The 25,724-nt window shown below is 58.2% G+C and carries 25 protein-coding genes; 7 read left to right on the top strand and 18 right to left on the bottom strand.

The window, feature by feature from the left end; translation table 11 throughout:
- Positions 1-71 precede the first annotated feature (71 nt).
- From ACSQ3J_RS05070 to ACSQ3J_RS05040, 7 genes are all read right to left on the bottom strand, one after another.
- A complete protein-coding gene (locus ACSQ3J_RS05070; protein WP_060500325.1) occupies positions 72-977 on the bottom strand; it encodes a UTP--glucose-1-phosphate uridylyltransferase in 906 nt (301 codons plus the stop codon).
- A gap of 4 nt (positions 978-981) precedes the next feature.
- A complete protein-coding gene (locus ACSQ3J_RS05065; protein WP_060500323.1) occupies positions 982-1,998 on the bottom strand; it encodes a glycosyltransferase family 2 protein in 1,017 nt (338 codons plus the stop codon).
- Positions 1,998-2,933, bottom strand: coding sequence for a glycosyltransferase (locus ACSQ3J_RS05060; RefSeq protein WP_060500322.1), 936 nt, complete (start codon positions 2,931-2,933; stop codon positions 1,998-2,000). The genes ACSQ3J_RS05065 and ACSQ3J_RS05060 overlap by 1 nt, the downstream gene beginning before the upstream one ends.
- Positions 2,930-3,928 carry a glycosyltransferase family 2 protein gene (locus ACSQ3J_RS05055; RefSeq protein WP_436038791.1) on the bottom strand — a complete coding sequence of 333 codons (999 nt, stop codon included), beginning with the start codon at positions 3,926-3,928 and terminating at the stop codon, positions 2,930-2,932. The genes ACSQ3J_RS05060 and ACSQ3J_RS05055 overlap by 4 nt, the downstream gene beginning before the upstream one ends.
- Positions 3,925-5,124 carry a glycosyl transferase family 1 gene (locus ACSQ3J_RS05050; protein WP_436038789.1) on the bottom strand — a complete coding sequence of 400 codons (1,200 nt, stop codon included), beginning with the start codon at positions 5,122-5,124 and terminating at the stop codon, positions 3,925-3,927. Before ACSQ3J_RS05050 ends, ACSQ3J_RS05055 begins: the two co-directional genes overlap by 4 nt.
- An 89-nt stretch (positions 5,125-5,213) precedes the next feature.
- Positions 5,214-5,975: a glycoside hydrolase family 16 protein gene (locus ACSQ3J_RS05045; protein ID WP_436038968.1), complete on the bottom strand. Its 762-nt coding sequence runs from the start codon at positions 5,973-5,975 to the stop codon at positions 5,214-5,216.
- A gap of 17 nt (positions 5,976-5,992) precedes the next feature.
- On the bottom strand, positions 5,993-7,105 hold the full coding sequence (locus tag ACSQ3J_RS05040) for an acyltransferase family protein (RefSeq protein ID WP_436038787.1): 1,113 nt from the start codon (positions 7,103-7,105) through the stop codon (positions 5,993-5,995).
- A gap of 95 nt (positions 7,106-7,200) precedes the next feature.
- On the opposite strand from ACSQ3J_RS05040, the gene ACSQ3J_RS05035 reads away from it, so the two are divergent.
- A complete protein-coding gene (locus tag ACSQ3J_RS05035) occupies positions 7,201-7,338 on the top strand; it encodes a hypothetical protein (RefSeq protein ID WP_436038785.1) in 138 nt (45 codons plus the stop codon).
- Between the two features lie 180 nt (positions 7,339-7,518).
- Here the strand turns inward: ACSQ3J_RS05035 and ACSQ3J_RS05030 are convergent, their stop codons facing one another.
- Positions 7,519-8,976, bottom strand: coding sequence for a lipopolysaccharide biosynthesis protein (locus ACSQ3J_RS05030; protein ID WP_436038783.1), 1,458 nt, complete (start codon positions 8,974-8,976; stop codon positions 7,519-7,521).
- A gap of 121 nt (positions 8,977-9,097) precedes the next feature.
- On the opposite strand from ACSQ3J_RS05030, the gene ACSQ3J_RS05025 reads away from it, so the two are divergent.
- Together ACSQ3J_RS05025 and ACSQ3J_RS05020 are read left to right on the top strand one after the other, a co-directional pair.
- Positions 9,098-10,057, top strand: coding sequence for a glycosyltransferase family 2 protein (locus ACSQ3J_RS05025; protein ID WP_436038781.1), 960 nt, complete (start codon positions 9,098-9,100; stop codon positions 10,055-10,057).
- 103 nt (positions 10,058-10,160) lie between these two features.
- Positions 10,161-11,111, top strand: coding sequence for a polysaccharide pyruvyl transferase family protein (locus ACSQ3J_RS05020; RefSeq protein ID WP_436038779.1), 951 nt, complete (start codon positions 10,161-10,163; stop codon positions 11,109-11,111).
- A 34-nt stretch (positions 11,112-11,145) separates the two neighbouring features.
- Here the strand turns inward: ACSQ3J_RS05020 and ACSQ3J_RS05015 are convergent, their stop codons facing one another.
- Both ACSQ3J_RS05015 and ACSQ3J_RS05010 read right to left on the bottom strand, forming a co-directional pair.
- Positions 11,146-12,159: a glycosyltransferase family 2 protein gene (locus tag ACSQ3J_RS05015; protein WP_060500307.1), complete on the bottom strand. Its 1,014-nt coding sequence runs from the start codon at positions 12,157-12,159 to the stop codon at positions 11,146-11,148.
- 150 nt (positions 12,160-12,309) lie between these two features.
- Positions 12,310-12,597 carry an exopolysaccharide production repressor protein gene (locus tag ACSQ3J_RS05010; RefSeq protein ID WP_060500305.1) on the bottom strand — a complete coding sequence of 96 codons (288 nt, stop codon included), beginning with the start codon at positions 12,595-12,597 and terminating at the stop codon, positions 12,310-12,312.
- A gap of 806 nt (positions 12,598-13,403) precedes the next feature.
- Here ACSQ3J_RS05010 and ACSQ3J_RS05005 point away from each other — a divergent pair.
- From ACSQ3J_RS05005 to ACSQ3J_RS04995, 3 genes are all read left to right on the top strand, one after another.
- Positions 13,404-14,084, top strand: a complete 681-nt coding sequence (locus ACSQ3J_RS05005; RefSeq protein WP_060500302.1) for a sugar transferase — start codon at positions 13,404-13,406, stop codon at positions 14,082-14,084.
- Between the two features lie 76 nt (positions 14,085-14,160).
- A complete protein-coding gene (locus ACSQ3J_RS05000) occupies positions 14,161-15,435 on the top strand; it encodes a polysaccharide biosynthesis/export family protein (protein ID WP_060500300.1) in 1,275 nt (424 codons plus the stop codon).
- Positions 15,436-15,445: 10 nt separating this feature from the next.
- Positions 15,446-16,750: an O-antigen ligase family protein gene (locus ACSQ3J_RS04995; protein WP_082511880.1), complete on the top strand. Its 1,305-nt coding sequence runs from the start codon at positions 15,446-15,448 to the stop codon at positions 16,748-16,750.
- A gap of 11 nt (positions 16,751-16,761) precedes the next feature.
- On the opposite strand, the gene ACSQ3J_RS04990 is transcribed toward ACSQ3J_RS04995, so the two are convergent.
- Together ACSQ3J_RS04990 and ACSQ3J_RS04985 are read right to left on the bottom strand one after the other, a co-directional pair.
- On the bottom strand, positions 16,762-17,982 hold the full coding sequence (locus ACSQ3J_RS04990) for an adenylate/guanylate cyclase domain-containing protein (protein WP_060500298.1): 1,221 nt from the start codon (positions 17,980-17,982) through the stop codon (positions 16,762-16,764).
- A gap of 220 nt (positions 17,983-18,202) precedes the next feature.
- A complete protein-coding gene (locus ACSQ3J_RS04985; protein WP_060500296.1) occupies positions 18,203-19,243 on the bottom strand; it encodes a glutamine synthetase beta-grasp domain-containing protein in 1,041 nt (346 codons plus the stop codon).
- Positions 19,244-19,740: 497 nt separating this feature from the next.
- Between ACSQ3J_RS04985 and ACSQ3J_RS04980 the strand changes: the two genes are divergently transcribed.
- Positions 19,741-19,932 carry a DUF2735 domain-containing protein gene (locus ACSQ3J_RS04980; protein WP_060500294.1) on the top strand — a complete coding sequence of 64 codons (192 nt, stop codon included), beginning with the start codon at positions 19,741-19,743 and terminating at the stop codon, positions 19,930-19,932.
- Positions 19,933-20,484: 552 nt separating this feature from the next.
- On the opposite strand, the gene ACSQ3J_RS04975 is transcribed toward ACSQ3J_RS04980, so the two are convergent.
- The 6 genes from ACSQ3J_RS04975 to ACSQ3J_RS04950 all read right to left on the bottom strand — a co-directional run bounded on the left by ACSQ3J_RS04975 (position 20,485) and on the right by ACSQ3J_RS04950 (position 25,715).
- The gene (locus ACSQ3J_RS04975) at positions 20,485-20,874 is read right to left on the bottom strand and encodes a DUF930 domain-containing protein (protein WP_060500293.1); all 390 of its coding nucleotides are present in this window, start codon (positions 20,872-20,874) and stop codon (positions 20,485-20,487) included.
- Positions 20,875-21,018: 144 nt separating this feature from the next.
- Positions 21,019-21,480: a YbaK/EbsC family protein gene (locus tag ACSQ3J_RS04970; RefSeq protein ID WP_436038774.1), complete on the bottom strand. Its 462-nt coding sequence runs from the start codon at positions 21,478-21,480 to the stop codon at positions 21,019-21,021.
- Positions 21,481-21,546: 66 nt separating this feature from the next.
- Positions 21,547-21,735, bottom strand: a complete 189-nt coding sequence (locus ACSQ3J_RS04965) for a hypothetical protein (RefSeq protein WP_060500289.1) — start codon at positions 21,733-21,735, stop codon at positions 21,547-21,549.
- Between the two features lie 63 nt (positions 21,736-21,798).
- On the bottom strand, positions 21,799-22,053 hold the full coding sequence (locus ACSQ3J_RS04960; RefSeq protein WP_060500287.1) for a GlsB/YeaQ/YmgE family stress response membrane protein: 255 nt from the start codon (positions 22,051-22,053) through the stop codon (positions 21,799-21,801).
- A 255-nt stretch (positions 22,054-22,308) separates the two neighbouring features.
- On the bottom strand, positions 22,309-23,601 hold the full coding sequence (gene rhaI / locus ACSQ3J_RS04955; protein ID WP_060500285.1) for an L-rhamnose catabolism isomerase: 1,293 nt from the start codon (positions 23,599-23,601) through the stop codon (positions 22,309-22,311).
- A 14-nt stretch (positions 23,602-23,615) separates the two neighbouring features.
- Positions 23,616-25,715, bottom strand: coding sequence for a bifunctional rhamnulose-1-phosphate aldolase/short-chain dehydrogenase (locus tag ACSQ3J_RS04950; protein ID WP_436038771.1), 2,100 nt, complete (start codon positions 25,713-25,715; stop codon positions 23,616-23,618).
- Positions 25,716-25,724 lie beyond the last annotated feature (9 nt).

Raw genomic sequence — 25,724 nt, 5'->3', positions numbered from 1 at the left:
CTCACCCCAAAACGCGGCAGGGGTGAGACCAGGTCTTCCAGTTTCATCAAGTCACTGAATAATCATTGTTTTCACGCAGCCTGCATCGATTGTTCGTGCGACAGAACCATCTCGCGGACGGATTCGAACACCAGATTGCCAATGTCGGCGCGCGCCAGCGCGAAGGCGACGTTCGCCTCGATGAAGCCTTGCTTGGAACCGCAATCGAAGGTCCGGCCTTCGTAGGGATGGGCGTGGAACGATTGGTCTGCCGACAGGCGCAGCATGCCGTCGGTCAGCTGGATCTCGTTGCCGGCGCCGCGCTGCTGATGGGCGAGGATCGAGAAGATCTCCGGCTGGAGGATATAGCGGCCGTTCAGGTAGTAGGTTGACGGTGCCTCGGCGACGGGTGGCTTTTCGACCATCTGCGTCACTTCAAATCCATGCCGCGTTTGCTCGCCCATGCCGACGATGCCGTATTTCGAGGTTTCCTCGAGCGCGCACTGTTCGACGGCGACGACGTTGCCGCCGACATCGTTATACAGCTCCATCAGGCCGGCCATGCAGCCGCGGGCACCGTAGGAAATCATGTCCGGCAGCAGCAGGGCAAACGGCTCGTCGCCGATCAGGTCGCGGGCGCACCAGACTGCGTGGCCAAGGCCAAGCGGCGCCTGCTGGCGGGTGAAGCTGACGGAGCCGGCAGCCGGAAGCATGCGCGCCAATTCGGAAAGCTGGGCATCCTTGCCTGAACGCGTCAAGGACGAGATCAGCTCCGGTACATCGTCAAAATGGTCCTCGATCGCCTGCTTGTTGCGGCCGGTCACGAACACGATGTGCTCGATACCGGCCTGCATGGCTTCCTCGACGGCATATTGCACGACGGGTCTGTCGACGATGGTCAGCATTTCCTTCGGCATCGCCTTGGTTGCCGGCAGAAACCGGGTGCCGTTTCCGGCGACTGGAATTACGGCTTTGCGAACGGGTCTGATAGGAGCCATAGAACTATCCTTTGCTCTTGTGCGGGCTGTTGCCCGGAGTGGTTCTATTCATCGTTTCCGGCGGGGGACCGAAAGAGTGAATTGCAGTGAACGGCGCCGCCAGGCGCCGCAGTCTGACGGCAATGGGCATCCGCAGATGCCAGACTGCCGCCGGATTTTTCCACACGGTCTTGACCGCGCCGAAAAGAGAGCGTGCTTTGATCTGATCGACCAAGATGATGAAGGACCGGGCGTCCTCCATGCTGCGGTGACGCCGGGCTTGCGCTGCCATCGAAGCCGCATCCAGCCGGTTGCTTTCGAGAAACGCGGCATCGGCTGCCAGCATCGCGTCCACCTGGTGCAGCTTCAACACCCGGGAAATCGATCCGCTGCGGATATAGTAGGTATAGCCGGCTGTTGGCTCGACGGCGCAGCGGCCGCCCTTTGCAAGCGCCGATGCCAGAAGCAGATAATCCTCGCCGATCGGCAGGCTTTCGTCGAAACGCAAGCCATGCTCTTCAAGGAACCGGCGCTCGAAGGCTGGTTTCATGTAGCCGTAATTGTGCTCAGACTTAAACAGCACGTTCGAGCCGATGAAAGCCGGAAGCGTCAGCGTTTCCATTGCGGCCAGATCGGTCCCTTCGAACATCCGCTTCATCTGGCCGTCGAGCGGCACGACATCGACATTGTCGACGACGATCTGGGCGTTGGCGGCCTTGGCCCGCGCGATCATGCGCGCGGTGCGGTCCGGCGAAACCGCATCGTCTGAATCCAGAATGACGATCCACGTCCCCCGCGCGGCGGCAAGGCCTGCGTTGCGGGCGCCGCCGGGACCGCGGTTCTTTTCAAGCCGGATCAGCCGGACGCGCGGATCGGTATAGGCATCGACGATCTCGGCCGTGTCATCTGGCGAACAATCGTCGATGACGATGACTTCGACGCTGACACCGGTCTGGGCGAGCGCGCTGTCGATAGCGCGCTCGATCGTGTCCTGCGCCTTGAAGGCTGCAATGATGAATGTCGCCTGGAGTTGCTGGTCCATCAGGACGTCCTTGCTTCCGCTGCGCCGTACTGCTCGATCTCCCGGACACCGAGAAGCCCGACGGCGACCCCCGCATGCATGCAAGCGCGCAGGGCGTACCGGTTACGGCGAACGGAAGAGAAGAACAGAATGGCGCTGGCCAGCGCGCAGAAACCGGACTTTGCCGCCGCAAGCGCCAGTTGGCGGATTTTGCCCACAGCGCCTGTCCCGTCATCGATCAGCCGGCCATGCGTCTGGCCGAAGCGGAATTTTCGCTTGGCAAGCCAGGAAAAGGCCGCGCGTTTAGCCGGCACCGGTTCTTCAACCCAGGCCTCTGGCGCATAGGCGATTTTTCCGCCCATGCGGTGCATATGGGTAAAGAACTCTGTGTCCTCGCCCCCACTGCGGCCAAGCGCCAGGTTGAAGCGGCGTCCGGCAAGCGAAGGCGCGGCAAGGCGAAGTAGAACATTGCAGGTATAGCCGGTGATGATCCGGCCGCCGACCCACACCGGAAATGTCGAATGAAAGTCGCCGCGCTGCATCCAGCCCGGCGCATCCGTACCGTACGTGGCCTTTACCGGACCGAGCACAGCATCTGCATGGCCTGCCTGCGCCGTCTCGATCAACCGGGCAATCCAGTCCGAGCTCGCCGTCTCGTCATCGTCGATGAATGCCAGGAAATCTCCCCTGGCATTGTCGAGGCACGCATTGCGGGCGATCGAGATATTGGAAGCCGGGCAATGAACGTAGGCGATCTCGTGAGGAATGACGGCACGCAAGGCGTCTACCCGCGCTTTCGCACTCGGTGTGTCGTCATTATCAGCCACGATGATGCGGATCTGAGCGTTTTCAGGCACGGCAATGCCGCCCAGCGAGCGCAGCGTCTGTTCGAGTTCCGGGCGTCGATAGGTGCAGACGCCGATATCGATATGGATAAGGTCGCTACCTGTTTTCATGAGGCGACCCGGCGGTTACGGAAATCCAGAAGTTCGCGCCAGAAACCGGCCGACCAGGCAAAATGCATTACCATCGCGGAAACGGCGGCCAGTGGCCCGTATGGGTTTTTTTCGCCCAGCGCCATCCACACGCCGTAGCCAAGGCAGGCCACGGCCCAGAGGCCAAACGGAATGACGGCGGCCCAACTGATGACCGCCAGCAGGGCGCCGATAGCGACGGGAACGACGGCAAGCGGCAACATCTGCCGGATGCTCGGCATGGCGCGGTGCTTCAGGAAATTCTTCGCCCGGCCACGGCCATAGCCAAAATACTGGCGGAAAAGCGCTCTTGCTGTGCTGCGCGGGTGGTAGATCATGCTGGTCTTGTCGGTCATCCAGATCCGGTAACCCGCCTTGTTCAGGCGATAGTCAAACTCGGCGTCCTCGTTATGGCTGAACATTTCGTCATAACCGCCAACCGCCTGGAACGCGGAAATCCGCATCAGTGCGTGGTGGCCATGATTGGCCCAATGCCCGATGGCGCCCGTACGGTGTTTGGAGCCGCCATTGCCGAGCTTAGAATTCTGGGCATAGGCGGTGGCTTTCTGGAAAGTGCTGAAGCCGACGGTCTGCATGGCAACGACGACGGAATCCGCGCCGGTTACAATGGCGTCCTCCATCAGGCGCTGGCAATAGTCAGCCGGATACTCGCCATGCGCATCGATGCGGATCATGTATTCATAATCAGCACCGAACGTCCCGACCGCGAGATTGACGGCAGCACTCTGGATCTTCTTTGGATTGTCGAGCAGCCGGACCTTCGGGTTGACGGTCGAAATTCGCTCCACGATCTCGCGTGTGCCATCGGTACTGCCACCATCGACAACGACCAGATCGGCGTTGAGGTCCTGCATCGCACTCGCGAGCTTGGCGATCAGGGCTTCGATATATCTGGCCTCGTTGAGGCAAGGAATAACAATCAGGCTGCGGCCATGCTTGAAATCATCGGCGCTCATAGCAGTCCACCCTTGTTGCTGTGCGTTTGGGAGAGCTCATGGAGTGATGCGGCGTGGGCATCGCTGGTCCGCAGCGCGGCAAGCCGGTTCACCAGCCGCTGGCAATCGGTCCGATCGAAGATCCACGCCGATGCCCCCGTGGCGGCAACCTTGCCGAATTCGGCGAAATAGCGTTCCCGCGTCATGCCGGAAAAGAGGTTGGCCAGTGCAGCACTGTCACCGCTGTCGAGAACGAGGCCGATATGCTTGGCGCTGATGAAGCGCGCCGTTTCCGTACCGCGCATGGCGATCGGGACAGCGTTGTAGCGGCATCCCTCGTACAGCCGATTCGGCAGCAGCCAGCTGGAGTTCAAGCCTTCCTCGAAAAAATCGATACCCCAGGAGAACTGCACGTCGTCGTAAATCTGGGCAAGGTCCTCGGGATTCTTGTAGGCTCCGTGGAAGTGCATGAAAGGTTCGTTTTCGACGAAGCCGTCAAAATCGTCGAATTCCGAATAGGCGGGGCGTCCGCGCAGCACCACTTCGAATTTACCGTCCATGGCGCGGGTGAATTCAGCGAGCAGCTTTAGCGATTTGCGGCAGCGCAAGGCGCCGAACCAGCCGATTTTCCAGGGTTCGCCGGCCTGTGGCGGGCGTGGGCGCGCTGTCTGCATGCCAACGCTTTCTGCGAGCTCGATCACCTGGTTTTCCAGCAGCAGTATCGGTGCCTTGAGACGCGAAACCGGCCGGAAGTAATTTTCGATGAAGGCTGGTGAACTGGTGATCAGGAGGCTGACGTTCCGCCCCAGATAATGTTCGGCAGTGCGCAAAGTGCGGCCGGCAAAATCATTGCGCAGCAGGAGCCGGTGAATGTCCAGGCATTCGTAGACGATCGGAACGTTGCCGCCGAAAACTGCGCTCGCCCTGTTGGCGAGGGCAAGCATTTCGAGATTGCGGGCAATGATGATGCCGGGTCTCGCGGCCCCGCCGAGTTTGTGACGCAGAAGCATTGCAGCCTTGGCAACCGCGGCGATCCGCTGACCAAACCGTCCATCCCTGGTGACGCCGAGTTCGATGACGCCATTGGCGGCAGGTGTGTCTGCGCCGCGCCGGAAGCCCGCCAGCGTCACTTTCGCACCACCCGCATCAAGCATCAGGGTTCTACGCCTGATCGCAGGGTCTGCCACATCATGTGCCAGGTACAGTACATCCAGCATGAAAACTTCCCGTTCCCCGCTCAGCTTCCACCGAGCTTAGTTTAGTTTTTTGTGCATCGCAACATTCATGTTGCGCATGCTAATAAGCATCAATCGAGCGTGCAGGTGAGGGATTCGGGAAACAGGCATTTTTCGCCGGGGGCGGTGTAAGCCACCCGGTCGATCTGCATGTTTGCCGGGCCTTGATAGTCGAACTTGCCCATCCAGTCGCTCAAGGTATCCGTGCCCCAGAGGCTGAAGAAAATCTTCTGGTCGTTTACCGGGATTTTCGAGGGGTCGGTAACGTCCTGCACCAGCTTGCCGTTCAGGTAGTAGCGCAGCCGGTCCTTTTCCCAGACGAAGGCGTAATCGTTGAAACCGGCATTGGCACCGCCTTCAACGTCGACCAGCTTCTCGTTGCCCCCCTTGGCCGATATATACTGGTTGACCTGAACCTTGTTGGAATCCTTGCCCAGCACTTCGAAGTCGATCTCGTCGTGCGGCTTCTTGTCGGTTGGTCCGATATACGTGAAGAAGGCCGAGTTCAGCCCGGAGCCTTCGGCCGTCTTGATCCGCGCTTCGTATGTGCCGTGGCCGAAGCGTTTACGGGTCTGGATCTCGCCGCAGGAATAGTCGCGCTTGCCGGCCTTGCGTTGCTCGAAGGTGAGTTCGAGCACACCATTTTCAACCGCGACCTGATCTTTCGACCAGGTGCAGTTCTGATGCGCGCCATTGTCCCAGCCGTCCGAAACGAACCAGAACTTGCTGTCAATCGTGTCGAAATTCTCGACGAACGAAGTGCCGTTGATCGCGCTTTGCGCAAAGGCTGATGCCGGAACGGCGGCGGAGAATGCGGAAAGGGCGAGAAGCATTTTCGAGATCGATTGGGTCATCGTATCGCTTTTTCCTTTGGAGAAGAGGTGTCGGACCAACTCGTCTGGTTTGGCCCGCTTTCTGCGATGCGCTTTGCCGAGGAGGTGGAGCGGCCTGCACGGCTACCGGTCAAAACGGCATGCAACTTGGGTGCCAGGCGTTTGGCCACACTGTGAGAGGCGACCAGAATGAGGAGGGCCAGAACGGGTGTTGCGAAGTAGAATAGTGGATAGAGACCGGGATGCGCCGTGCGGTTCCACAGCATCCAGAATGCGATGAGCAAGGGGTAATGGGCGCAGAATATCCAGAAGCTCAGGCCTTCAGATCCGGAAAGCTGCTGGCCGAGCCGTGAGCGGATCAGGATCGCCGAGATTGCCCAGGAGCCGGCTATGCCGCAGATTGCCGTGAGGCTGCGCAGCATGTCGATCCACACAGGATAATCGGGGCCGGTCCAATAGAGTGCAGTCGCAAGTAGGATGGCTGCCGTCAGGAACACCGCGGATATCATTGCTGCGTGCCGGTCAAGTGACCGGATATCGAGTTGGTGGAGGCTCGCATAGATGCCGCAGCTGAACCCGAAAAGGATCGACTTCTTCAGGAAGATGACGCCCGGGACCGGCAAAACGGCATAGGCGAAAAAGAGTGCCAGCATCGTCAGCGGATAGCGTTTGATCAGGATGCCGAGAACGGGCGCAAGCAGGATGCACAGGAGGAGATCCCGCAGGAAATACAGCGGAACATTGATCGGCAAGCCCTCGGTTGCCAAGCTCAGAGTTGCCAGATCGCGGGGAGCCGCGTTGATTGCGTCGGGGAGATAACCAAAGCCGATGCCGCCCTTTTGGCCCAGCACCACCAGCGCCAGAAAGGATAGATTCCAGATCAGGAACGGCAGCAGAACCGTGCGCGCCTTTGAGCGGATGGTCTTGCCGTAATCGAAGGCATCAAGCCCGCGGCGAAACATGAGGTAGCCGGAAATCGCGCTCAGACACGGCACGCCAACCCTGAAAAGGCTGTCGCCGAGAAAGACCCTGACCCAGTCGATGAAGCCATTGGCGCCGAGAAATGGGCTGGTCTGCGGATCAAAAGGAACGTGTACAAAGACAATTCCCGAGATGAGCAAGATGCGCATCAGATTGATCCGCGATGATATATTCGCGTCGATAACCAAGACGACATCCCCTGTTGGGCCGCTTCCCCCGAAGCGGGGTTTCAACCAGAGCAGACTTGAACCTGCATCTCGAAGATAGGGCAGGGCGCCTCGAAAAATATGGCGCTGCAGCAGAAAAAATCGCTTGGATGCTGCAATGCACGCGATTTCCGGATGAACAAATCCGCCGTGAAAATTGCCGGAAATTTGCCTGAGAGCCGGGAAAAATGCGTGGGGCTAGGATGTTGCCGAATATCAGTATGTTATCATATGTCCGCTACCGGGAGGTTCATCTGGCGCAAAAATTAGTTTCGGAAATGCGCAATTCCACACGCCATGGTTTGTAAAATCCTCGTGATGTTAAGGCGCCTGTTTCGAAATAAGGCGCCCTTGCCTCACCCCCGCCTGTTTTTGACGAGTTGATAGATTTTCGTCAAAAGCGGGCGTTCCGACAGAAGCACGGCCAAGACATAGATCAGGCCACCGACCGCCGCACCGGCGACAATCTGCAGGATGGGGTTCGGCATCAACGAACCGAACGTATCGAGCAGATAGCGGACCGCAAGCGCCATCGCCAGGGCCATCAGCATCGGGCGACTGCTGATGTACAGGCCTTTGAAGAACGGTGTTCCATCCGCGCTGAAGACCGCCCACGAGTAGCCGATCAGCGTGACGGCGTTGACGATGCAGAGCCAGATCATCGCGTCGATCAGCGTCCCCGTGCTTGCGCCATAGGCAACGGCAGCGCAGGTGACGATCGCCCGAATGATAGCCGACCAGAACAACGCCCGGCCATGCCCCACGCCCTTGAGATAGGGAATGAAGGTGCTGCAAGGCGTGAGGATTCCCTTGGAGAGCGCCAGCAATCCCAGCACGGGCCAGGCATAAGCCCATTGCGGACCAAACAGCACGCGCATCGCCGGTTCAGCCAGCGCCCAAAGGCCGAACATCATCGGTGCCAGCAGCACCGTGGTCACTTGTGTCGAGAACATCAGTGCCTGCGAGCGGCGTTCCTTGTCGTCCATCATGCCGCTGAAGGCCGGGAACAGAACACCCATGACAGCGGAAAGCACCACCTGGTTGGGAATGCTGGCAAACCGGTTGGCGGCCGAATAGGCGCCGGCATCGGCAAGGCCCAGATAGCGCGAGATGATCACCATCGGCGACTGGAAGGTGATGAAATTGGCGACTTCGGAGCCCATCATGCCCAGGCTGAAGCGGCTTAAGCCCAAAACCCGTTTGGGATGGAAAACGAAGCGGGGCATGTAGTGAGACACGGCATAGAGGCCGCAAAGCCGCACCAGTGCCGAGACAAAAAGCTGTGCCATCAAGGCCCAGACACCCCAGCCCAAAAGCGCCAGAACGACGGCGACGATGGCGCCGAGTGACTCGGAAATCATGCTCCAGACGGCGTCCTTGCTGAAATTCATCCGTCTTGCGAGCAGCGAATAGGCGACATCGCCGCCAAGTTGGAGCGGGATGAGAAAGCTCATGATTTTCAGCAGATAGGCTGCTTCCGGCGCGCCGAGGAGGGCTGCAAAGAAGTCCGCCCAGATGAAAAGACCGAGCGCCATCAGGCAGGAAATCGCCAGATTAGCCCAGAAGACCGAGTGAACGGTTTCCATCTCTTCCTCACGCTGGATCACCAGCGCCGAGGTCAATCCCGCCCCGCCGATCATGGCCAGAAACTGCACGACGGTCAGCGCCACGGCGACGGCGCCGAACTCTTCCGGCGTCAGAATACGGGCCAAAATCGGTACCGTGACAAACTTAAGCCCGAATGTACTTGTCTTGGATAAAATACTCCAACCGACATTGCTCGTGACGGATTTGACGTTAACTGTAGGAGGCATGGCGTAAATCCTGTGTGGCGATGGGGAGGATCAAGGACAGAGGAGACGCGCTAGACACGCAGCCGCAACCTGATGGGAGGAACCAGGAAGCACCTTCTAGGAAAACCGCAGGGGCAAAAAGATGGCGAAGTTTACAGTTGTTATTCCGTACTATCAGAAACAGGCAGGAATTCTGAGTCGAGCCTTGGGCTCCGTCTTTGCGCAGACATTCCAGGATTTCGATGTCATCATTGTCGATGACCAGTCGCCTTTTCCGATCGAAACCGATCTTGAAACCCTGAGCGCCGAACAGCAGGCGCGCATCCGCGTCATCAAGCAGCCGAATGCCGGCCCGGGCGGCGCGCGCAACACGGGCCTGAACAACGTCGCGGCGCAAACCGATTTCGTTGCCTTTCTCGATTCCGACGATCTTTGGACACCGGACCATCTGCAGAATGCGCATGAGACGATGACCCGCTTTTCGGCCGACTGCTATTGGGCATCCATTACTGGCGGTGATGCCTTCTACTATCATTTCGACATGGCCGAACTGGAAAAGACCGAAAAGGTAATGCGGCTTTCCGAGAAACCGCTGGTTCTGGAACTGCCAGAGTTTTCCCAGGTCATGTTGCGTAACTGGAGCTTCCTGCACCTGTCCTGCATGGTGATCGGGCGAAAATTGTTCGAGACCGTCCGCTTTGAAGCCGAGCTGCGGTTGGCTGCAGAAGACGTGCTGTTCTTCTGCGATTGCGCCATTGCAGCTGACCGCATCATTCTGTGCAACGAGCCAGGTGCAGTGCGCGGCGAGGGTGTCAACATCTTCCACAGCATCGATAGCGATTCTCCGCAGTTCCTGTCACAGCAGTTCAACACCTGGGTTGCGCTCGACACATTGGAAGGGCGCTTTTCCCGCAAACCGGCGGAAATCGCCTCCATCCATTCTTACAAGCATACCGCGCGCCGGCAGGCTCTTTGGAGCCAGGCCCGGCTGATCAAGCGGCGGAAGATGCCGCAGTTCAATCTGCTTGCCCGCTGGGCCTGGCGCGATCCCAAGCTGCTGCAAAGCGCGCTGCAGCTTGCCGTCGGCAAGTTATCACGGTAGCCTTCGCAGGTGCAGCATTTTTTGCTGCGCCCATCGACGTGCGTGACGGCCATCGCCTGTCTCGCGCTCGCAATTCCTTTCGCAACGCATGAAGGAGACAGTCATGGACCCTTATTACTGGGAATCCGCACACGGAAACTTCGGCGACGATCTCAATCTGTGGCTCTGGGATTTCCTGATCCCGGGATTTCGCGATGTTCGTCCAGACATTCTTCTCGTCGGGGTTGGCACGGTGCTGAACCGCGCGCTCTTGCCGGAAGGCCGGCACAAGCTGGTGCTTGGCAGTGGTTTTGGTTACGGCTCCTTGCCGGATATGAGCGACACCCGGGAATGGGACATCCGTTGCGTTCGCGGACCGTTGACCGCGCAGAAAGTCGGTGTTGATCCCAAGCTCGGCATCATCGATCCGGCGGTCATGGTCGCCGAAATGCCGGAGTTCAAAGGCCTGCCGAAGAAGTACAAGAAGAGCTTTGTGCCGCATTGGGAGTCGGCGATTGCCGGCATGTGGCCGGCTATCTGCCAGACCGTAGGCCTGCATTACATCGATCCGCGTGGCGACGCGAAGGACGTTATTCGCGAGATCGCCCAGTCGGAAGTCATCATCGCGGAATCAATGCATGGCGCCATCCTTGCCGACGCTTTTCGTGTGCCGTGGGTGGCCGTGTCGACGTCCAGCAGCATCAACAGCTTCAAATGGAACGATTGGGCCCATACAGTCGGCGTCACCTATCGCCCGCGTCATGTTCCGGTTTCCAGCCGGGCGGAGGCCATCATCAAGGGTGCGAAGTTCTGGGGTGTCGATTTCGACGCGCACCAGCCGGTGCTCGATGATCCCAACAAGCGTCAGATCGATGAAAGCGTCATCGTCGCTGCCCGTGCCCCCAAGCAGACTTCCTTGCGGGTTGCCGCCAAACAAGTGCTGGCGGCTCCTTCGGCCCTGTCCCTCTGGCAAGCGGCGCGTGCTGCACCGCAGCTGAGTGCAGATCACGCCTTGACCGCGCGCAAGGAGCGCTTTCTCGACGTCATCGCCTCGGTGCGCCGCGACTATTTCTAAGCCGCAGCCATTCCTGCAGCCGCCATCAACTGCCCTACCGGGCAGTTGATGGCGGCTGCAGGAGGTAGCGCAAGCCCCCGGCTCCGCCGAGTGCCACCGGTGCCGCATCAGGTTGCCGGCGAAAACGTTCTGTCTTGTCGGCGAATATCCCGCAGGCGATGGCCGGAATGGCGGCGGGGTTGCCAAGCGCGTAAAACAGCGCGGTTTTCGAGCCAGATTGCTGCTTGATGTCGAGAAATTCCCGAAGCTCATATCGTCCGCGAATATGCTGTTCGTGCCTGGCAATGAGTGCCCTTGCCTGGGGGGATAGATCCGTCCGGGAAAGAATTGCCCTGTCCGCCTCGTAGAGCCGCTTCAGGTCCGTCGTCCGGTGGCTGCTGCTGAGGGAATCGCCGCGGACGACGGCGCCGTAGCCGCAGCTGTGGATGATCTTGTAGCGCGCCCCCTTGGTCAGGGCGCGGGCATAAAGATCGTAATCCTCCCCCAGCCGAAGGCTTTCCTGATAGCGGAGCTTGTGGGCGTCGAGAAAATCGCGCCGCATCAGCGGTTTGAGAAATCCGATCTCTCCGCGCCGGACACCGCGCTTGGAGATATTGCCTTCAATGAATTCGTCGAGGCTGAGAATACGCGGTGCTGCAGGGAAGCTCTCAAGCCGAAGATGCGCATCCGCAGCCGTCTCCTCATCGACGAAGGCAATGTTGTCGGCAATGAAATCCCACTCCGCCTGCGCCAGGAGACTGCTCAGCCTGCCGGGGAAAAAGAAGTCATCCGCATCAAGAATCGCCAGAACCGGCGCTGTGGAAATCGAAATGGCGTGGTTGCGGGCGGCAGCCGGCCCCTTATTGACCTCGAACCGGGCGATTGTCAGGCGTCCGGAGCCGTCATCGGCCTTTCGGGAGGCATCGCCGGTGCCGTCGCTCGATCCGTCATCGACGACAATGACCTCGGCGGTTTCAGGTTCTCTGAGTGCCGAGATGATCGCCCGTCCGATCGTTTCAGCCGCGTTCTTCGCGGCGATGATGACGCAGACGTCTGCATTCGGTTTCATGATCGCATTCCTTCATCGCTGTCGCGCCGAACCTAGGTCGGCTTTGGACAGGCGGCAAGGCGCGATGTTGCAGATGCGAAGAGATGACGATGTTACACGCGGGAAAAGGTGCCGGGTCGACTAAAAAACAAAGCCAGCTTCAGAAGCCTGTTAGGAATTAAAGTGGCCTTGATTGTTGGATACGCGAATTGCCTTCGGTTCCTTGTCCTCGCCGGGCAAGGGAGAGGCCGGCGACGGACGTTGCGCGGCGTTGCGGCGGTCCCGGCCTTCTTTGGCCACCAGAAATAGCACGGCAATGAAATATCCAGCCTGTACAAGCACCGCACAAACCAGCGTCTGCCAGGCTGTCGTCCAGGCGGAACCGGTCAGGATAAAGGTCACGATGGCAAAAACGGCCAGCGCGCCGATCATGCTGACGAAAACCCGTGGTGCAAACATCAGATTGTCCTCAATATTCTGTCTTGATTTGCAGACGTCATTGAAAAATCCACCTTGCCTTCTTAGGCAGTTATTAACATATCGAACATGCATTGCCGGTTCAATCGTGCAAAGGCACTCTGTTCCATTACATTTCGGTCATTTAACGCGTGAATTCTTAGCCCGCATTTAAAATCATCTATCGATTGCCCATCAACGGTACCATTTTCGGTGAAATACAGCGCTAATTTCGCCGCAGTGAGCGATTTTTCAATGTAAAAGTGGGTATCGGCAGGGCTCGGCCACATTTGGGGATGCATTGCCTTATGATCCACGCTCAGGGCGTGTATTTTCTAGGGCATCTATCCTCTGGTGGTGGATAAATCCCCCCTGACAATCAACTTTTGTTACAAAATTAGAAAATACGAATATATAAAAGTGCAGTGCAAAATTAATGCTGCAGTGCAATATTTTTACCGGAGGGAAAATAAAATACGTATTGTTTCCTATGGTGAAGAGTTTTTAAATATCTACATCAACTCTATGTCGTTTCGGAGAAGTCATATTTCGCAATATGACTGAAGATATCTAATGTAAAATCGATGGAGATTTTCTTTGGTGCTTTATGAGGCGGAGAATGATGCCTTCATCTAGGCATTGGAAAATGTGACTTTGATATTCATCTTGGCCGCATTTGCTTTGAACGGCGGCATCGGGGTGAAAGTTGCCTTTAAAAATCAAAATCTCCCTCTACACTCTCACATGTAATTGATCCCAGTACCCGCTGGGAACCCGACCAATCGCCAACCCGAATGGAGCTTTCTCCCATGAAGTCTGCGACTCGATCGGCAAGCTCGCCGTATTTTACGACCATCGAATCCGGGGGACACCGGCCGATAGGGGGAATATCAAAAAGAGGTTTCGATATCTTTGCTGCGTCCTTGGCGCTCATCGTCTTCAGCCCGCTCTTTCTGCTGCTGATGGCGCTCGTCAAGTTTTCCGATGGCGGCAAGGTATTTTATGGACACCGCCGCGTTGGTCACAATGGCCGCTTCTTCCATTGCCTCAAGTTCCGGACGATGGCGCCGGACGCCGACAGGATCCTGCAGGACCATCTGCACAAGAATCCCAAGGCCTACGAGGAATGGCAGGCAACACGTAAACTCCAGGACGATCCGCGCGTTACCGTCGTCGGTAGCGTTTTGCGTAAGCTGAGCCTGGATGAGTTGCCGCAGTTGCTCAACATCATCCGTGGAGAAATGAGTGTCGTTGGTCCGCGTCCTGTCGTGGAAGACGAGCTCGAGCTTTATGAACATTCAGCGGTCTTCTATCTGAAGTCACGCCCTGGTCTGACAGGGCTCTGGCAGGTGAGCGGCCGCAACGACGTTTCCTATGCCGCCCGTATCGCCTTCGATACGCATTATGTGACCAACTGGTCGCTCATCAACGATGTGGTCATCGTTGCGAAGACAATTCCTGCTGTCTGCCTGTCCCGGGGCAGTTACTGATCACAGTCATTCAGCGTGAATATGCCGCTTCCGTCATAACGCCGGGATCGGCTTTGTTGTTAAGTGAGGAAATTTCATGAAGAGAAGTCTTCACCAGGGACTTCCAGCCCTCGGCCGGAAAGTCCGGGGCGCTGCGCGTCTTTCCGCGCTCGCCATCGCCATCAGCGTGTCCGGCATCCATGGCGCTTTTGCTGGCGAGTATACGCTCGGAGCCATGGATAAACTGAGAATACGCGTCGCGGAATGGCAGACGGCGGAAGGGTCGGTCCGGGATTGGTCTGCTGTCAGCGGCGATTACACGGTCGGCGCCTCTGGCGCCATCTCCCTGCCTTTCCTTGGAACGGTGCCTGCCTCCGGCAAGACCACCTCTGAGATCGCCGACGAAGTCGGTCTGCAATTGCAAAAGCTGTTCGGCTTGCCCGATCGCCCATCAGCGTCCGTCGAGCTTGCTCAATACCGGCCGATTTACCTCGCAGGCGAAGTTCAAACGCCGGGCGAGTACCCGTTTGCACCCGATCTGACGGTTCTCAAGGCCGTCAGCTTGGGTGGTGGCTTGCGCCGCGGCGAAAACGGCCAGCGGTTTGCGCGTGATTTCATCAACGCGCAGGGGGATTCGTCGGTGCAGATCACCGAGCGAAACCGGCTTCTGGTTCGCCGCGCGCGGCTACAGGCGGAGATCGCCGAGAAGACCGAGATTACCCTGCCCGCCGAGTTGAAGGGCGTTGCAGCGGCGCCTGACCTTCTTGAAAGCGAAATGGCGCTGATGGTCTCTCGCGACAAACGGCAGAAGCTGCAGTTGACCGCGCTGGCCGAACTCAAATCGCTCCTGCAAAGCGAAATCGAAGCGCTTGGCAAAAAGTCTGTGACACAGACGCGGCAGCTGGAACTTGTGGTCGAAGACAAGGGGCGGGTCGATGTTTTGGCGGAAAAGGGGCTGGCGCTCAGTGCCCGAAAGCTTGCCGTCGAGCAGCGGGCCGCCGATCTTCAGGCCGCCTTGCTCGATATCGATACCGCTTCGCTGAAGGCCAAGCAGGCCGTCAGTCAGGCTAGCCAGGATGAGACCAACCTGCGCAACGACTGGGACGCACAGCTTGCCCAGGAACTGCAGAATACCGAGGCCGAGTTGGACACGCTGGCCCTGAAACTGATCACCAGCCGTGATTTGATGACGGAGGCGCTGGTTCAGTCGGCCGATGCCGCCCAGACGCCAAAGCCTGGCAGGACTATCGATATCAACTATTCCATCATCCGCCAGAAGGATGGAAAATCGACCAGGATCGCGGCTGACGAGGGAACACCCGTGCAGCCCGGCGATGTCGTGAAGGTCGAACCGGCCCTCAATACCCAGTAAGGCGATCGGAATGAAGATTGCGAAGGCCAGTCTTGTGAAGCCGGGCGAAAACTTCCTCTACGGGGTTTTCGCCCTCACCATTTCCTATTTCGTCTTCGCCTATTCCGGGCGCTTCGGCCAGATCTCGATCTTGGTCTATTACGCCGTCTGGCTGCCTCTGGTGCTTGTTGACTACCGACGGGCACTGGGAAATTACGTCAAATATATCTGGATCTTCGCCTTTGCAGTTTTCGCGCTGCTCTCCGTCTTCTGGTCGGCCGCACCTGGCACCACGACAAGAGCGGGGATTCAGTATCTATCCCATGTCATCTGCGCGCTGATTGCCATGCGGGCACTGGATGTAAAAACGCTGACGCTCGGCTCGGTCACGGGTGCCGGCTTGGTGCTGCTCTATTCACTGCTGTTCGGCGTTTATCATTTTGATCCGCTCGACGGGACAGTTAGTTTCGTCGGGGCGTTCGATTCCAAGAACCAGCTCGGCTTCTATGCGTCGCTTGCGGTCTTCTTCAGTTTCTCGGCGGTCGTGCTGCTGAAGCAGCGAGGGCTGTGGCTTCCGGTCTGTGGGGTGATCGGTCTTCTTGCGGCCTATTGTCTCTATGCATCGCAGTCCGCAACTTCGGTTCTGACAACGGTCGCAGTCCTTGGGATCACCGTCGGCATGCAGGTATTTTCGCTGCTGCCGCCGAAAAGCCGCAAGCTGCTGTTCGTTGCCGCCACCATCTTCGGTACGGCAGTTGTGATCGGGGCCATATATGGTGGCGCGATCGACAGTGTTCTCGGTGCTTTCGGCAAGGACTCGACCCTCACCGGCCGCACGTATCTATGGCAACAGGGAATTGAGGCGGCACGCGCATCGCCGGTGATCGGTATCGGCTATCAGGCCTATTGGGTACAGGGTTTTTCCGAACCGGAACGGTTGTGGGAGGAGTTCTTCATCGGTTCCCGCGGCGGTTTTCATTTCCACAATACCTATATCGAAACGATGGTCGAAACCGGCGCGATCGGGCTTCTTCTTTTGACCGCGCTGTTTCTTGCAGGTCTGTTCGGTCATCTCAAAAGAGTGTTGGCCGAGAGGCAGGGTTTTGAACCCTTGGTGCTGTTTGGCATTTCCACCCTGTTGTTCGTGCGCTCTTTTGCGGAAATCGATGTGATCTTCCCCTATCAGATCGGCTCGTTCCTGCTCTATATCGCCGCTGGAAAGCTGACCATGCCGGCGCCGGAAAGCGCGACGGTGCTAGCCCCGGCGTTGACCGGGGAAGCGGTACAGTCGATGATTCATCCGGGAGGTCCCGGTTCCACCTATCTGTACAGGTAGGCGGACGGTCATCAGAAAGCGAAGACCCCAATCGGCTCACTGAGACCCCTTAGCGTGTAGGAACCGAGATTCTCCAGGTCGGTCTGGCATTTGGCCATTTCGGCAAAAGCCTGCGACAGCAGGACTGGCCGCTTGAGTTCCTTCGTCAGGCTTTCGAGCCGCGAGGCGACATTGACCGTCGGGCCGATGACGGTGAAGTCGAGGCGGCTGCGCGAACCGATATTGCCATACATCACGTCACCGACATGCACGCCGATGCCATAACCAAGGGCTTGATGGCCCTTTTTGACGTTCTCCTCATTCAGCGTCGCCATCGCGGCCTGCGCTTCACGGATCGCCGCAAGAAGATCGCCGCACGCGCTGGTCTTGTCGAGCGGGAAAATGGCCAGCAGGCCGTCGCCCATGAATTTCAGGATCTCGCCGCCGTGCTTTTCGATTGGCTCGGCCATGGCGTCGAAATAGCCGTTGAGCAGCTCGATAACGTCGTCGCGCGGCCACATGTCGGAAATGCCGGTAAAGTCGCGCAGGTCGCAGATCAGGATCGCAGCGCGGACCGTAACCCCGCTGCCGCGCGTGGTGGCACCGGCAAGGATCTGCTCGCTTGCATGCGGCCCGACATAGGTTTCGAGCAGTGTCCGGGCGAGGCGGTTTTTCAGGCGGATTTCACTGACCAGCGCAAAGGCCGGCAGCAAGTCGGCCAGCGCCGCAACATCGTCATCGGTGAAGCCGCCCGGCCGGTCGCTGCCGAAGGTAATGATGTGGTGCTTGCCCAATGTATGCTCTAGCGGCCAGGCGATGTAATCCGTGTGACCTTCAGCGCGCAGTTCATCATAAAGAGGATAGGGTGGGGCGTTGGCGGAGGCTGCCGGTTCGAGGCGCTGGCGGACCACCTTTGCGCCGCTGTGGATGTCGTTGACGGGGCTGTGGCGATAGCGGTCACTATCTTCGATGCCGAAACCGAAGGTTTGGATATCAGCTTCCTGCATGCCTCTCTGCCACAGGATTCGCGCACCCAGCCATTGCGGGTGAAGGATGCGGAAGTGAAGCGTGCCGCGAGAGACCGGTATACCGGCCTGATTGAGCCTGGCGCACATCTCAACGAAGATATTGTCGATGAAACGCTCGTCGCGCGTCTCGGTCATCAGCCAGTCGATGATGCTGCTGCTGTCGCCCGGCAGCGTGTCAGCGCTCTCGCGAGGCAGGCTGGAAGCGGCGCTGGATGGAACTTGCATGAATACATCCTGTCGTGGTCTTCGGCACTTTGAACGACAAACTTAGTCACGGTGAAGCGCGAATACCAGTGTCGGAAGTTGCCTATCGTATTCGAAGCACGAGGAGGTGTCGGCCCTGGCGCGATGGCCGGTTCTGTCTGAGTTCTGCACAGTCGTAATAGAAATGGCGCCGCCCTGAACAGGCGACGCCATGAAAGTCCATCCGGTATTGCTGCCGAACTTAGGCTGCGGCCGAAATGCTGCCTGCGGTCGGAACTTCGGCAATCGTCTTCAGGATCTGCGAAGCGATCTGGTAGGGGCAGCCCTGCGAGTTCGGGCGGCGATCTTCCAGGTAACCCTTGTAGCCGTTGTTGACGAAGGAGTGCGGGATGCGGATCGACGCGCCACGGTCAGCAACGCCGTAGGAGAACTTGTTCCACGGAGCTGTTTCGTGCTTGCCGGTCAGGCGCTTGTCGTTGTCGGGGCCGTAGACGGCGATGTGATCCAGAAGGTTCTTTTCGAAGGCGGCCATCAGGGCTTCGAAATACTCCTTGCCGCCGACTTCGCGCATGTACTTGGTCGAGAAGTTGGCGTGCATGCCCGAGCCGTTCCAGTCGGTGTCGCCGAGCGGCTTGCAATGGTATTCGATGTCGATGCCGTATTTTTCGGTCAGACGCTGCAGGAGGTAGCGGGCCATCCAGATTTCATCGGCGGCGCGCTTGGAGCCCTTGCCGAAAATCTGGAATTCCCACTGGCCCTTGGCCACCTCGGCATTGATGCCTTCGTGGTTGATGCCGGCCGCGAGGCAGAGATCAAGATGCTCTTCAACGATCGTGCGGGCGATATCGCCAACATTCGAATAGCCAACGCCGGTGTAGTATGGACCCTGCGGAGCCGGATAGCCGGTTTCCGGGAAGCCGAGCGGGCGGCCGTTCTTGTAGAAGAAATATTCCTGCTCGAAGCCGAACCAGGTGCCTTCGTCGTCAATGACGGTGGCGCGGCTGTTGGAAGCATGCGGGGTGACGCCATCCGGCATCATCACTTCGCACATGACGAGCGCGCCGTTGGTGCGGGCCGGATCCGGATAGATCGCAACCGGCTTCAGTACGCAGTCCGACGAGCGGCCTTCAGCCTGCATCGTCGAGGAACCATCGAAGCCCCAGAGCGGCAGCTGCTCGAGCGCCGGAAATGCGTCAAATTCCTTGACCTGTGTCTTGCCGCGAAGGTTCGGGACCGGGGTATATCCGTCGAGCCAGATATACTCGAGCTTAAATTTCGTCATTTCTAACCTCTCATGGGTTGCTGATGCACAGCATCCGGATCGTTTAAGTCATGCTGCGCCGCCAACGGCTGACAACCTACATGCATGGCCCGTGCCAGTTTCGGGAGAGGGCGCCGTTTCACTCGATTTTCTTGCTGTTGAGGCAGAAGGGGATATGCGGGACGCATCAAAATCATAAAGCGGTTGGCTGCATTGAAGGCGCTGGCATGATTGAGCTTTTTGCACCGGTTTTCTTGATTTCGGCGTGTCTTTCTCTTCTTGTTTAAGGGAGAAGGGAGCGTCCTGAGTAAAAAATGCGCAGAGCTTGCGACAATTTGACTTGAGTGCATACGCCCAAAATTTATCTCGAAAATTCCCCGAAAAGCGCCATGCCTAAAAAATAGCCTATATTTTAGGCGGATTGATTTTTTTTTAATCAATCCGCGCAAATCGCGCGCGAGTCTGTTATGCTCGTTGCAAGCAGCCCCATTGAGGTCTGTGAAAAAGGAAAAGGCACTATGGCAATGATGTCTCCGGCCGATACGGCCAAGATTATCGAGTTCCCCGCCGGTGGGCGGAAGTTGGGTGGCCGCCGCTTCGAGCAGTCTGCCACGATCGCGGATATCCGGCCGAAGCAGGTCCTTACCGTCGATTACAGCAACTGGTATCACGACGAAGCCGTCCGTGAGGAACAGAAGCCGAAATCCTGAACGGCCATCAGGCTGAAAATTCCGATTGCCGCACTCGCGGGGATCGTGCGCCGTTGCGGTGCTGAGGTGGTGCGTTGACTGTTGTTCCGCATCTTGGAGGGGATGGCTGGCCGTCGTTGCCGGACTATCGTTCGAACCATCATTTACATCGTGCATTCATGATGGATGCTGCCGACAGAGCATCTGCGCTTTTGGCCTTACGAGCTTTGCAAGCCGGTCATGGTTAACAAATATTACCGACGCCGAAGGCGGGTGTGGCGAAATTTTAACCTTTGAGGCGCAAATTTGGGCGGAATCGTTCTTTGGGTGCACCTGAATCGTTCGCTGGTGCGTTACTTGAGAAGAGATTTGGCGCAATCGGCGGAATAATCCTGCCGAGGCGGGCAAAAATCACCGCAGGCCGGGAGCCATACGGTCTCACGCATTCCTGCGGGTCAAAGGATGTTCGACATGACCGACCATATCATGAAGACACTCTTGAACATCATGGCTGCGCTGTCTTTCGGCGCTATCATGGTCCTGTTCATCGCTCTATAGCAGCAAAAGCGCTGCTCACGGATAGAGATAATGCGCGTCCCACTGGTCATGCGGGATGAGGTCACCGATTTTGTAATTGAACGACAGAATCTCGATATGGTCGGGGCCGGTGCTGCACTTGTATTTCAGCTTGTACCATTCGCCTTTGCTGCGAAACACGGCGCCCGGCGCCTTCAGATTGTCGGCATCGACGATCGGGTCCGCAAACGTGTAGGCAATGACCTTGTCAGGCTTGAACGATGATTGGTCGGCGCTGATCTTCCACATTGCCTCCGTGTCGCATCGCTGTTCCAGGCGGGTCTGCGGGTCGAGTTTTTCGAATTGCTTGACCAGTGACTGATCCATGGCTGCTGCCGGCGCCGCAATCGCGGCGATCAGCAAGAGCGGGCAAACAAGCCTGTTCATTGCGTCGTCAACTCCTTCGTCATGTCAGAAAAGGGAAGCAGCAAGCGCGCTTCACGGGGCGATGTGTACCGCGACTGATATTAACTTCAAGGAAACATTTGTGTTCATTCCAAGGCAGGCGCACCCGAGCCGCGCGGGTAAGCCTCAGGTCTCTGAGACATCGATCCATTCTGCGGCGGCCAGGCGGGCCATCCGCTCCGGATTGATCCGCACTGCTTCATGCGGGGCGCCAGCGGCAGGTACCACCTCGTCATAGGCCTTCAGTGAAATGTCGCAAAAGACCTTGTGCGGCTTGGCAAGGCCGAAGGGACAGACGCCGCCAACGGGATGACCTGTTTCTTCCTCGACTTCTTCGAAACCGAGCATGCGGGCCTTGGTCGAAAATCGGGCCTTGTACTTCTTGTTGTCCAGCCGGGCATCGCCGCGCGTGACGATCAGGATCACTTCATCTGCCACCCGTAAGGCCAGCGTCTTGGCGATTTGCGCCGGCTCGACACCATGGCCCTCGGCCGCAAGCGCCACGGTGGCGGTGCTTTGCGCAAGCTCGATGACGGCAATATCGGGGGCGTGTTCGGCAAAGAAGGTCTTGACGGAAGAGATGCTCATTGGATGGTGTGGCTTTTCTGATGGGGGCCGCCCGGATGGCCCGGGCGATAGAGTGCGGGTAATCTTTCAGTCGTCGTTCGATGCGTCAAGATTTTCCGGACGTATGCCTTCCTGGTCGTGCGGCAGGTAGCCATGGCTGGTGAACCAGTTGATCAGGATCGCGGCGATTGCCTCGTCGCGTGTGTGCATGCCGGGATGATCGGAAATGAAGGATTGAATTGCTTGTTCGATCCGCGGATCGTAAACGTCAGACATGATATCTCCTGAAGAAAGGTCGTGGGCATGCCGGTGGCCAAACCGGCACGATGCCATGACGCCTCAAGCTTGCTTGATAACGCGGATCAGCACGAGAAGGATAACGGCGCCTATTGTCGAATGGATAATGGCTGCCAGGATACCGCTGCCGATGCTAACGCCGAGGTAGGGAAAGAGTGTGCCGGCGATGAACGCGCCGATAATGCCAATGACAATATTCCCGATCAGGCCGAAGCCGAAACCCGAAACGATCAAGCCTGCAAGCCAGCCGGCAATGGCGCCGACGATAAGAAAGACAACAATGCTCTCGATACCCATGGATGGTTCCTTTCCGTTGTATCTTTGAAAGAAACTAGTGCAGGAACCGGTTCGCGATAAGGGGAAGCTTTCAGAAATATAGGCGATTCCAACGCATAAGCAGCAAATTCATGGATTGCCCCTCACCTAGCCCTCTCCCCGCGGGCGGGGAGAGGGGGTGACGGAGTTTACCGCTTGTCCCTTCTCCCCGCTTTAACGGGGAGAAGGGACCCGTTAGGGCGGATGAGGGGCGCTCTTGTTGGATCAACGGACGGTTTAGACGATCCCGCCACCGCCGCTCCTTGAGGCTGGCCGTTCGCCGGAAACCTTGGTGCGGTAACCGCTGGCCCGGTAGGCGGCAACCGGCGAGATGGCGCCGCCGGCCTCGTAGCGCGCCATGGCCAGGATCGGCTCGACATGGGTGCGGAACGCCGCCTTCAGCGTTTCCGTGGCCATCAGCGCGTCGTTGCCATCCTGATATTCTTCCAGCGCCTTGCGATCGACAAGCAGTGCCTGCGCATAGGCGCGGCTGACTTCGGTCGCCGAGTTCATCAGGCTTTCGATTGGGTCGGTGACATTATGGCTCTGGTCGAGCATGTGCATTGGCGCAAAGCCATCGGCCTTGCGCGTTTCCGCATCGACCAATTCGTTGAAGACAAGGAACAGGCGATAAGGATCGATCGAGCCCGTATCCAGATCGTCATCACCATATTTCGAATCGTTGAAATGGAAGCCGCCGAGCTTCTTGAACTGGATCAGCCGGGCAACGATCATCTCGATATTGACGTTCGGTGCATGGTGGCCAAGATCGACCAGGCAATGGGCCTTGGGGCCGAGTTCCTGGGCGATCAGATAGTTGGTGCCCCAGTCCTGCACCACGGTCGAATAGAAGGCCGGTTCGAACATCTTGTGCTCGGAAAAGATTTTCCAGTCCTCCGGAAGTCCCTTGTAGATCGCTTTCATCGCGTCGAGATAACGCTCGAAGCTCTTGGTGAAATTGCTCTGGCCGGGGAAGTTGGAGCCGTCGCCGATCCAGACGGTGAGTGCCTTGGAGCCGAGCGCCTTGCCGATGGCGATACATTCGAGATTGTGATCGACCGCCTGCTGGCGTGTCGCCGCATCGGAATGGCTGAGTGAACCGAACTTGTAGGAATGCGCCTGATCGGCCGCGTCGGAGAAGGTGTTGGAGTTCATCGCGTCGAAGCCGAGACCCAGCGCGTTGCCCTTTTCCTTGAGTTCCTTCAGGTCATCGACCTTGTCCCACGGGATATGCAGCGAGACCGTCGGCGTCGCCTTCGTCAGTTGCTGGATGACCGAGCAATCCTCGATCTTGTCGAAAATGTTGCGCGGCTCGCCGGTACCGGGAAAGCGGGCAAAGCGGGTGCCACCGGTGCCAACGCCCCAGGATGGAACGGCAACTCCGTAAGCAGATACTTTCGCTTTGATGGCACCGATATCGATGCCCCGACGCGCCAGTTGCGTCCCGAGGTGATCGTAATCGGCCTTCAGGTCGGCAAGGTGCGCAGCATTGTCGGCGTCGATGACGTCTTGTTTGATCATCCGTGTCATGGGGCTTCTCCGGCTCAGCGCGTGAACGACTGGGCATTGCCCGCATCGACATTGATGATGTTGCCAGTCGATTTGGCCGACATGTCGGAGGCGAGGAAGTAGATCGCTTCGGCAATGTCTTCCGGGAAGACGCTGAGTTTCAGCATCGATCGCTCACGGTACATCGCTTCCAGTCCTTCCATATCCGTCTTGTAGACGGCGGCGCGCTGTTCCTTCCACTCGCCGCTCCAGATCTTTGAACCGCGCAAAACGGCATCCGGATTGACGACGTTGACACGGATCTGGGCGGACGCGCCTTCGAGCGCCAGGCAGCGGGCGAGATGGATTTCGGCAGCCTTGGCCGTGCAATAGGCGGATGCGCCGGGAGAGGCGGCAAGGCCGTTCTTGGAGGCGACAAAGACAACGTTGCCGCCAGCCTTCTGGTTGCGGAAGATACGGAAGGCTTCGCGCGATACCAGGAAATACCCGGTCGCCAAAATATCCATATTCTTGTTCCACAGCGCCAACGTCGTGTCTTCGATCGGCGCAGAAGAGGCGAGACCGGCATTGGAAACGAGGATGTCGAGGCCGCCGAATTCGAGAAGCGTGTCGGCAAAGCTCTTTTCTACGGCGGCTTCATCGGTGACGTTCATGGTGACAGCGCGGACGAAATCCTTGCCGTAGCGGCCACCGAGTTCGCCCAAGGCGGAGGCAAGCGCCGCCTCATCGATATCGGCAAGCACGACGCACGCGCCTTCCTGCATCAGGCGGTGAGCTGTCGCCTTGCCGATGCCGCCGGCGCCGCCGGTGACCAGCGCGATCTTGCCGGCCAGCATTTTCGGCTTCGGCATGCGCTGCAGTTTGGCTTCTTCAAGCAGCCAGTATTCGATATCGAAGGCTTCCTGTTCCGGCAGGCCGACATAGGTCGAGACGCCGGATGCGCCGCGCATGACATTGATGGCGTTGACGTAGAATTCGCCGGAAATACGGGCCGTTGCCTTGTCCTTGGCAAAGGTGATCATGCCAACGCCGGGGATGAGATAGACGACCGCATTCGGGTCGCGCATGGCAGGGCTGTTGCTGCGCTTGCAGCGTTCGTAATAGGCGGCGTAACCGGCGCGGTATTCGGCGATCGCGGCTTCAAGGCCGGCCAGCGTCTTGTCGATGTCCGGATAGGCCGGATCGAAATCGATCACCAGTGGGCAAATCTTGGTGCGCAGGAAATGGTCAGGGCAGGACGTGCCGAGCGCTGCCAGTGGCTCTAGGTTTTTCGATGTGACGAAATCAAGCACGGCCTGGCTATCGTCGAAATGCCCAAGCTTGCGCTCGTCGGCACTGATCATGCCGCGAATGACCGGCATCAGTTTCAGCGCAATGGCGCGGCGCTCAGTGGCCGGCAGAACGAGTTTTACTGCGCCGCCAAAGGCGGGAGTGGTATTCTCGGTCTCGAACCAGGCAATCGCCTTGTTGATGATCTCGACGGTGGTCTCGTAGGCTTCCTTGGCTGTGTCGCCCCACGTAAAGAGCCCGTGGCTTTCTAGGATCAGGCCGCGTGCGTTCGGATTTTCAGCGCAGAATTTCGAAAGCCAAAGGCCAAGCTCGAAGCCGGGACGCTTCCAGGGCAGCCAGCCGATATCGGCGCCAAAGATTTTCTGGGTCAGTTCCCGGCTGTTCTTCGATGCTGCAATGGCGATGATCGCATCCGGATGCATGTGATCGACATGCTTCTTCGGCACATAGGCATGCAGCGGTGTATCGATCGAAGCGGCACGCGGATTGAGGTTGAAGGTGCAGTGTGGCAGATAGCCGACCATTTCGTCTTCATGCTCAAGGCCACGATAGAGGCCCTTCAGCGCTTCCAGCTTCTCCATATAGAGTGTCGAAAAGCCGTCCATCTTGATAGTGCCGACGTCACCGCCGGAGCCTTTGACCCAGAGAACCTCGACCATGCCGCCGCCGAGCGGGTCTTTTTCCATGACCTTGGCGGAGGTGTTGCCGCCGCCGTAATTGGTGATGCGCTTGTCGGAACCGAGCAGGTTGGAACGATAGAGAAGCCGTTCCGGCTCGCTCATCGCGGCTGCCTTGGCGTCATCCCAGAGATTGGCAAGGCGCGAGCCTTGTTGCTTGTCGAGCATCGATCATTC

Source organism: Rhizobium sp. LjRoot98, from assembly GCF_964252935.1.
Taxonomy (GTDB): domain Bacteria; phylum Pseudomonadota; class Alphaproteobacteria; order Rhizobiales; family Rhizobiaceae; genus Pararhizobium.
This window is presented reverse-complemented; position numbering and strand designations above follow the sequence as displayed.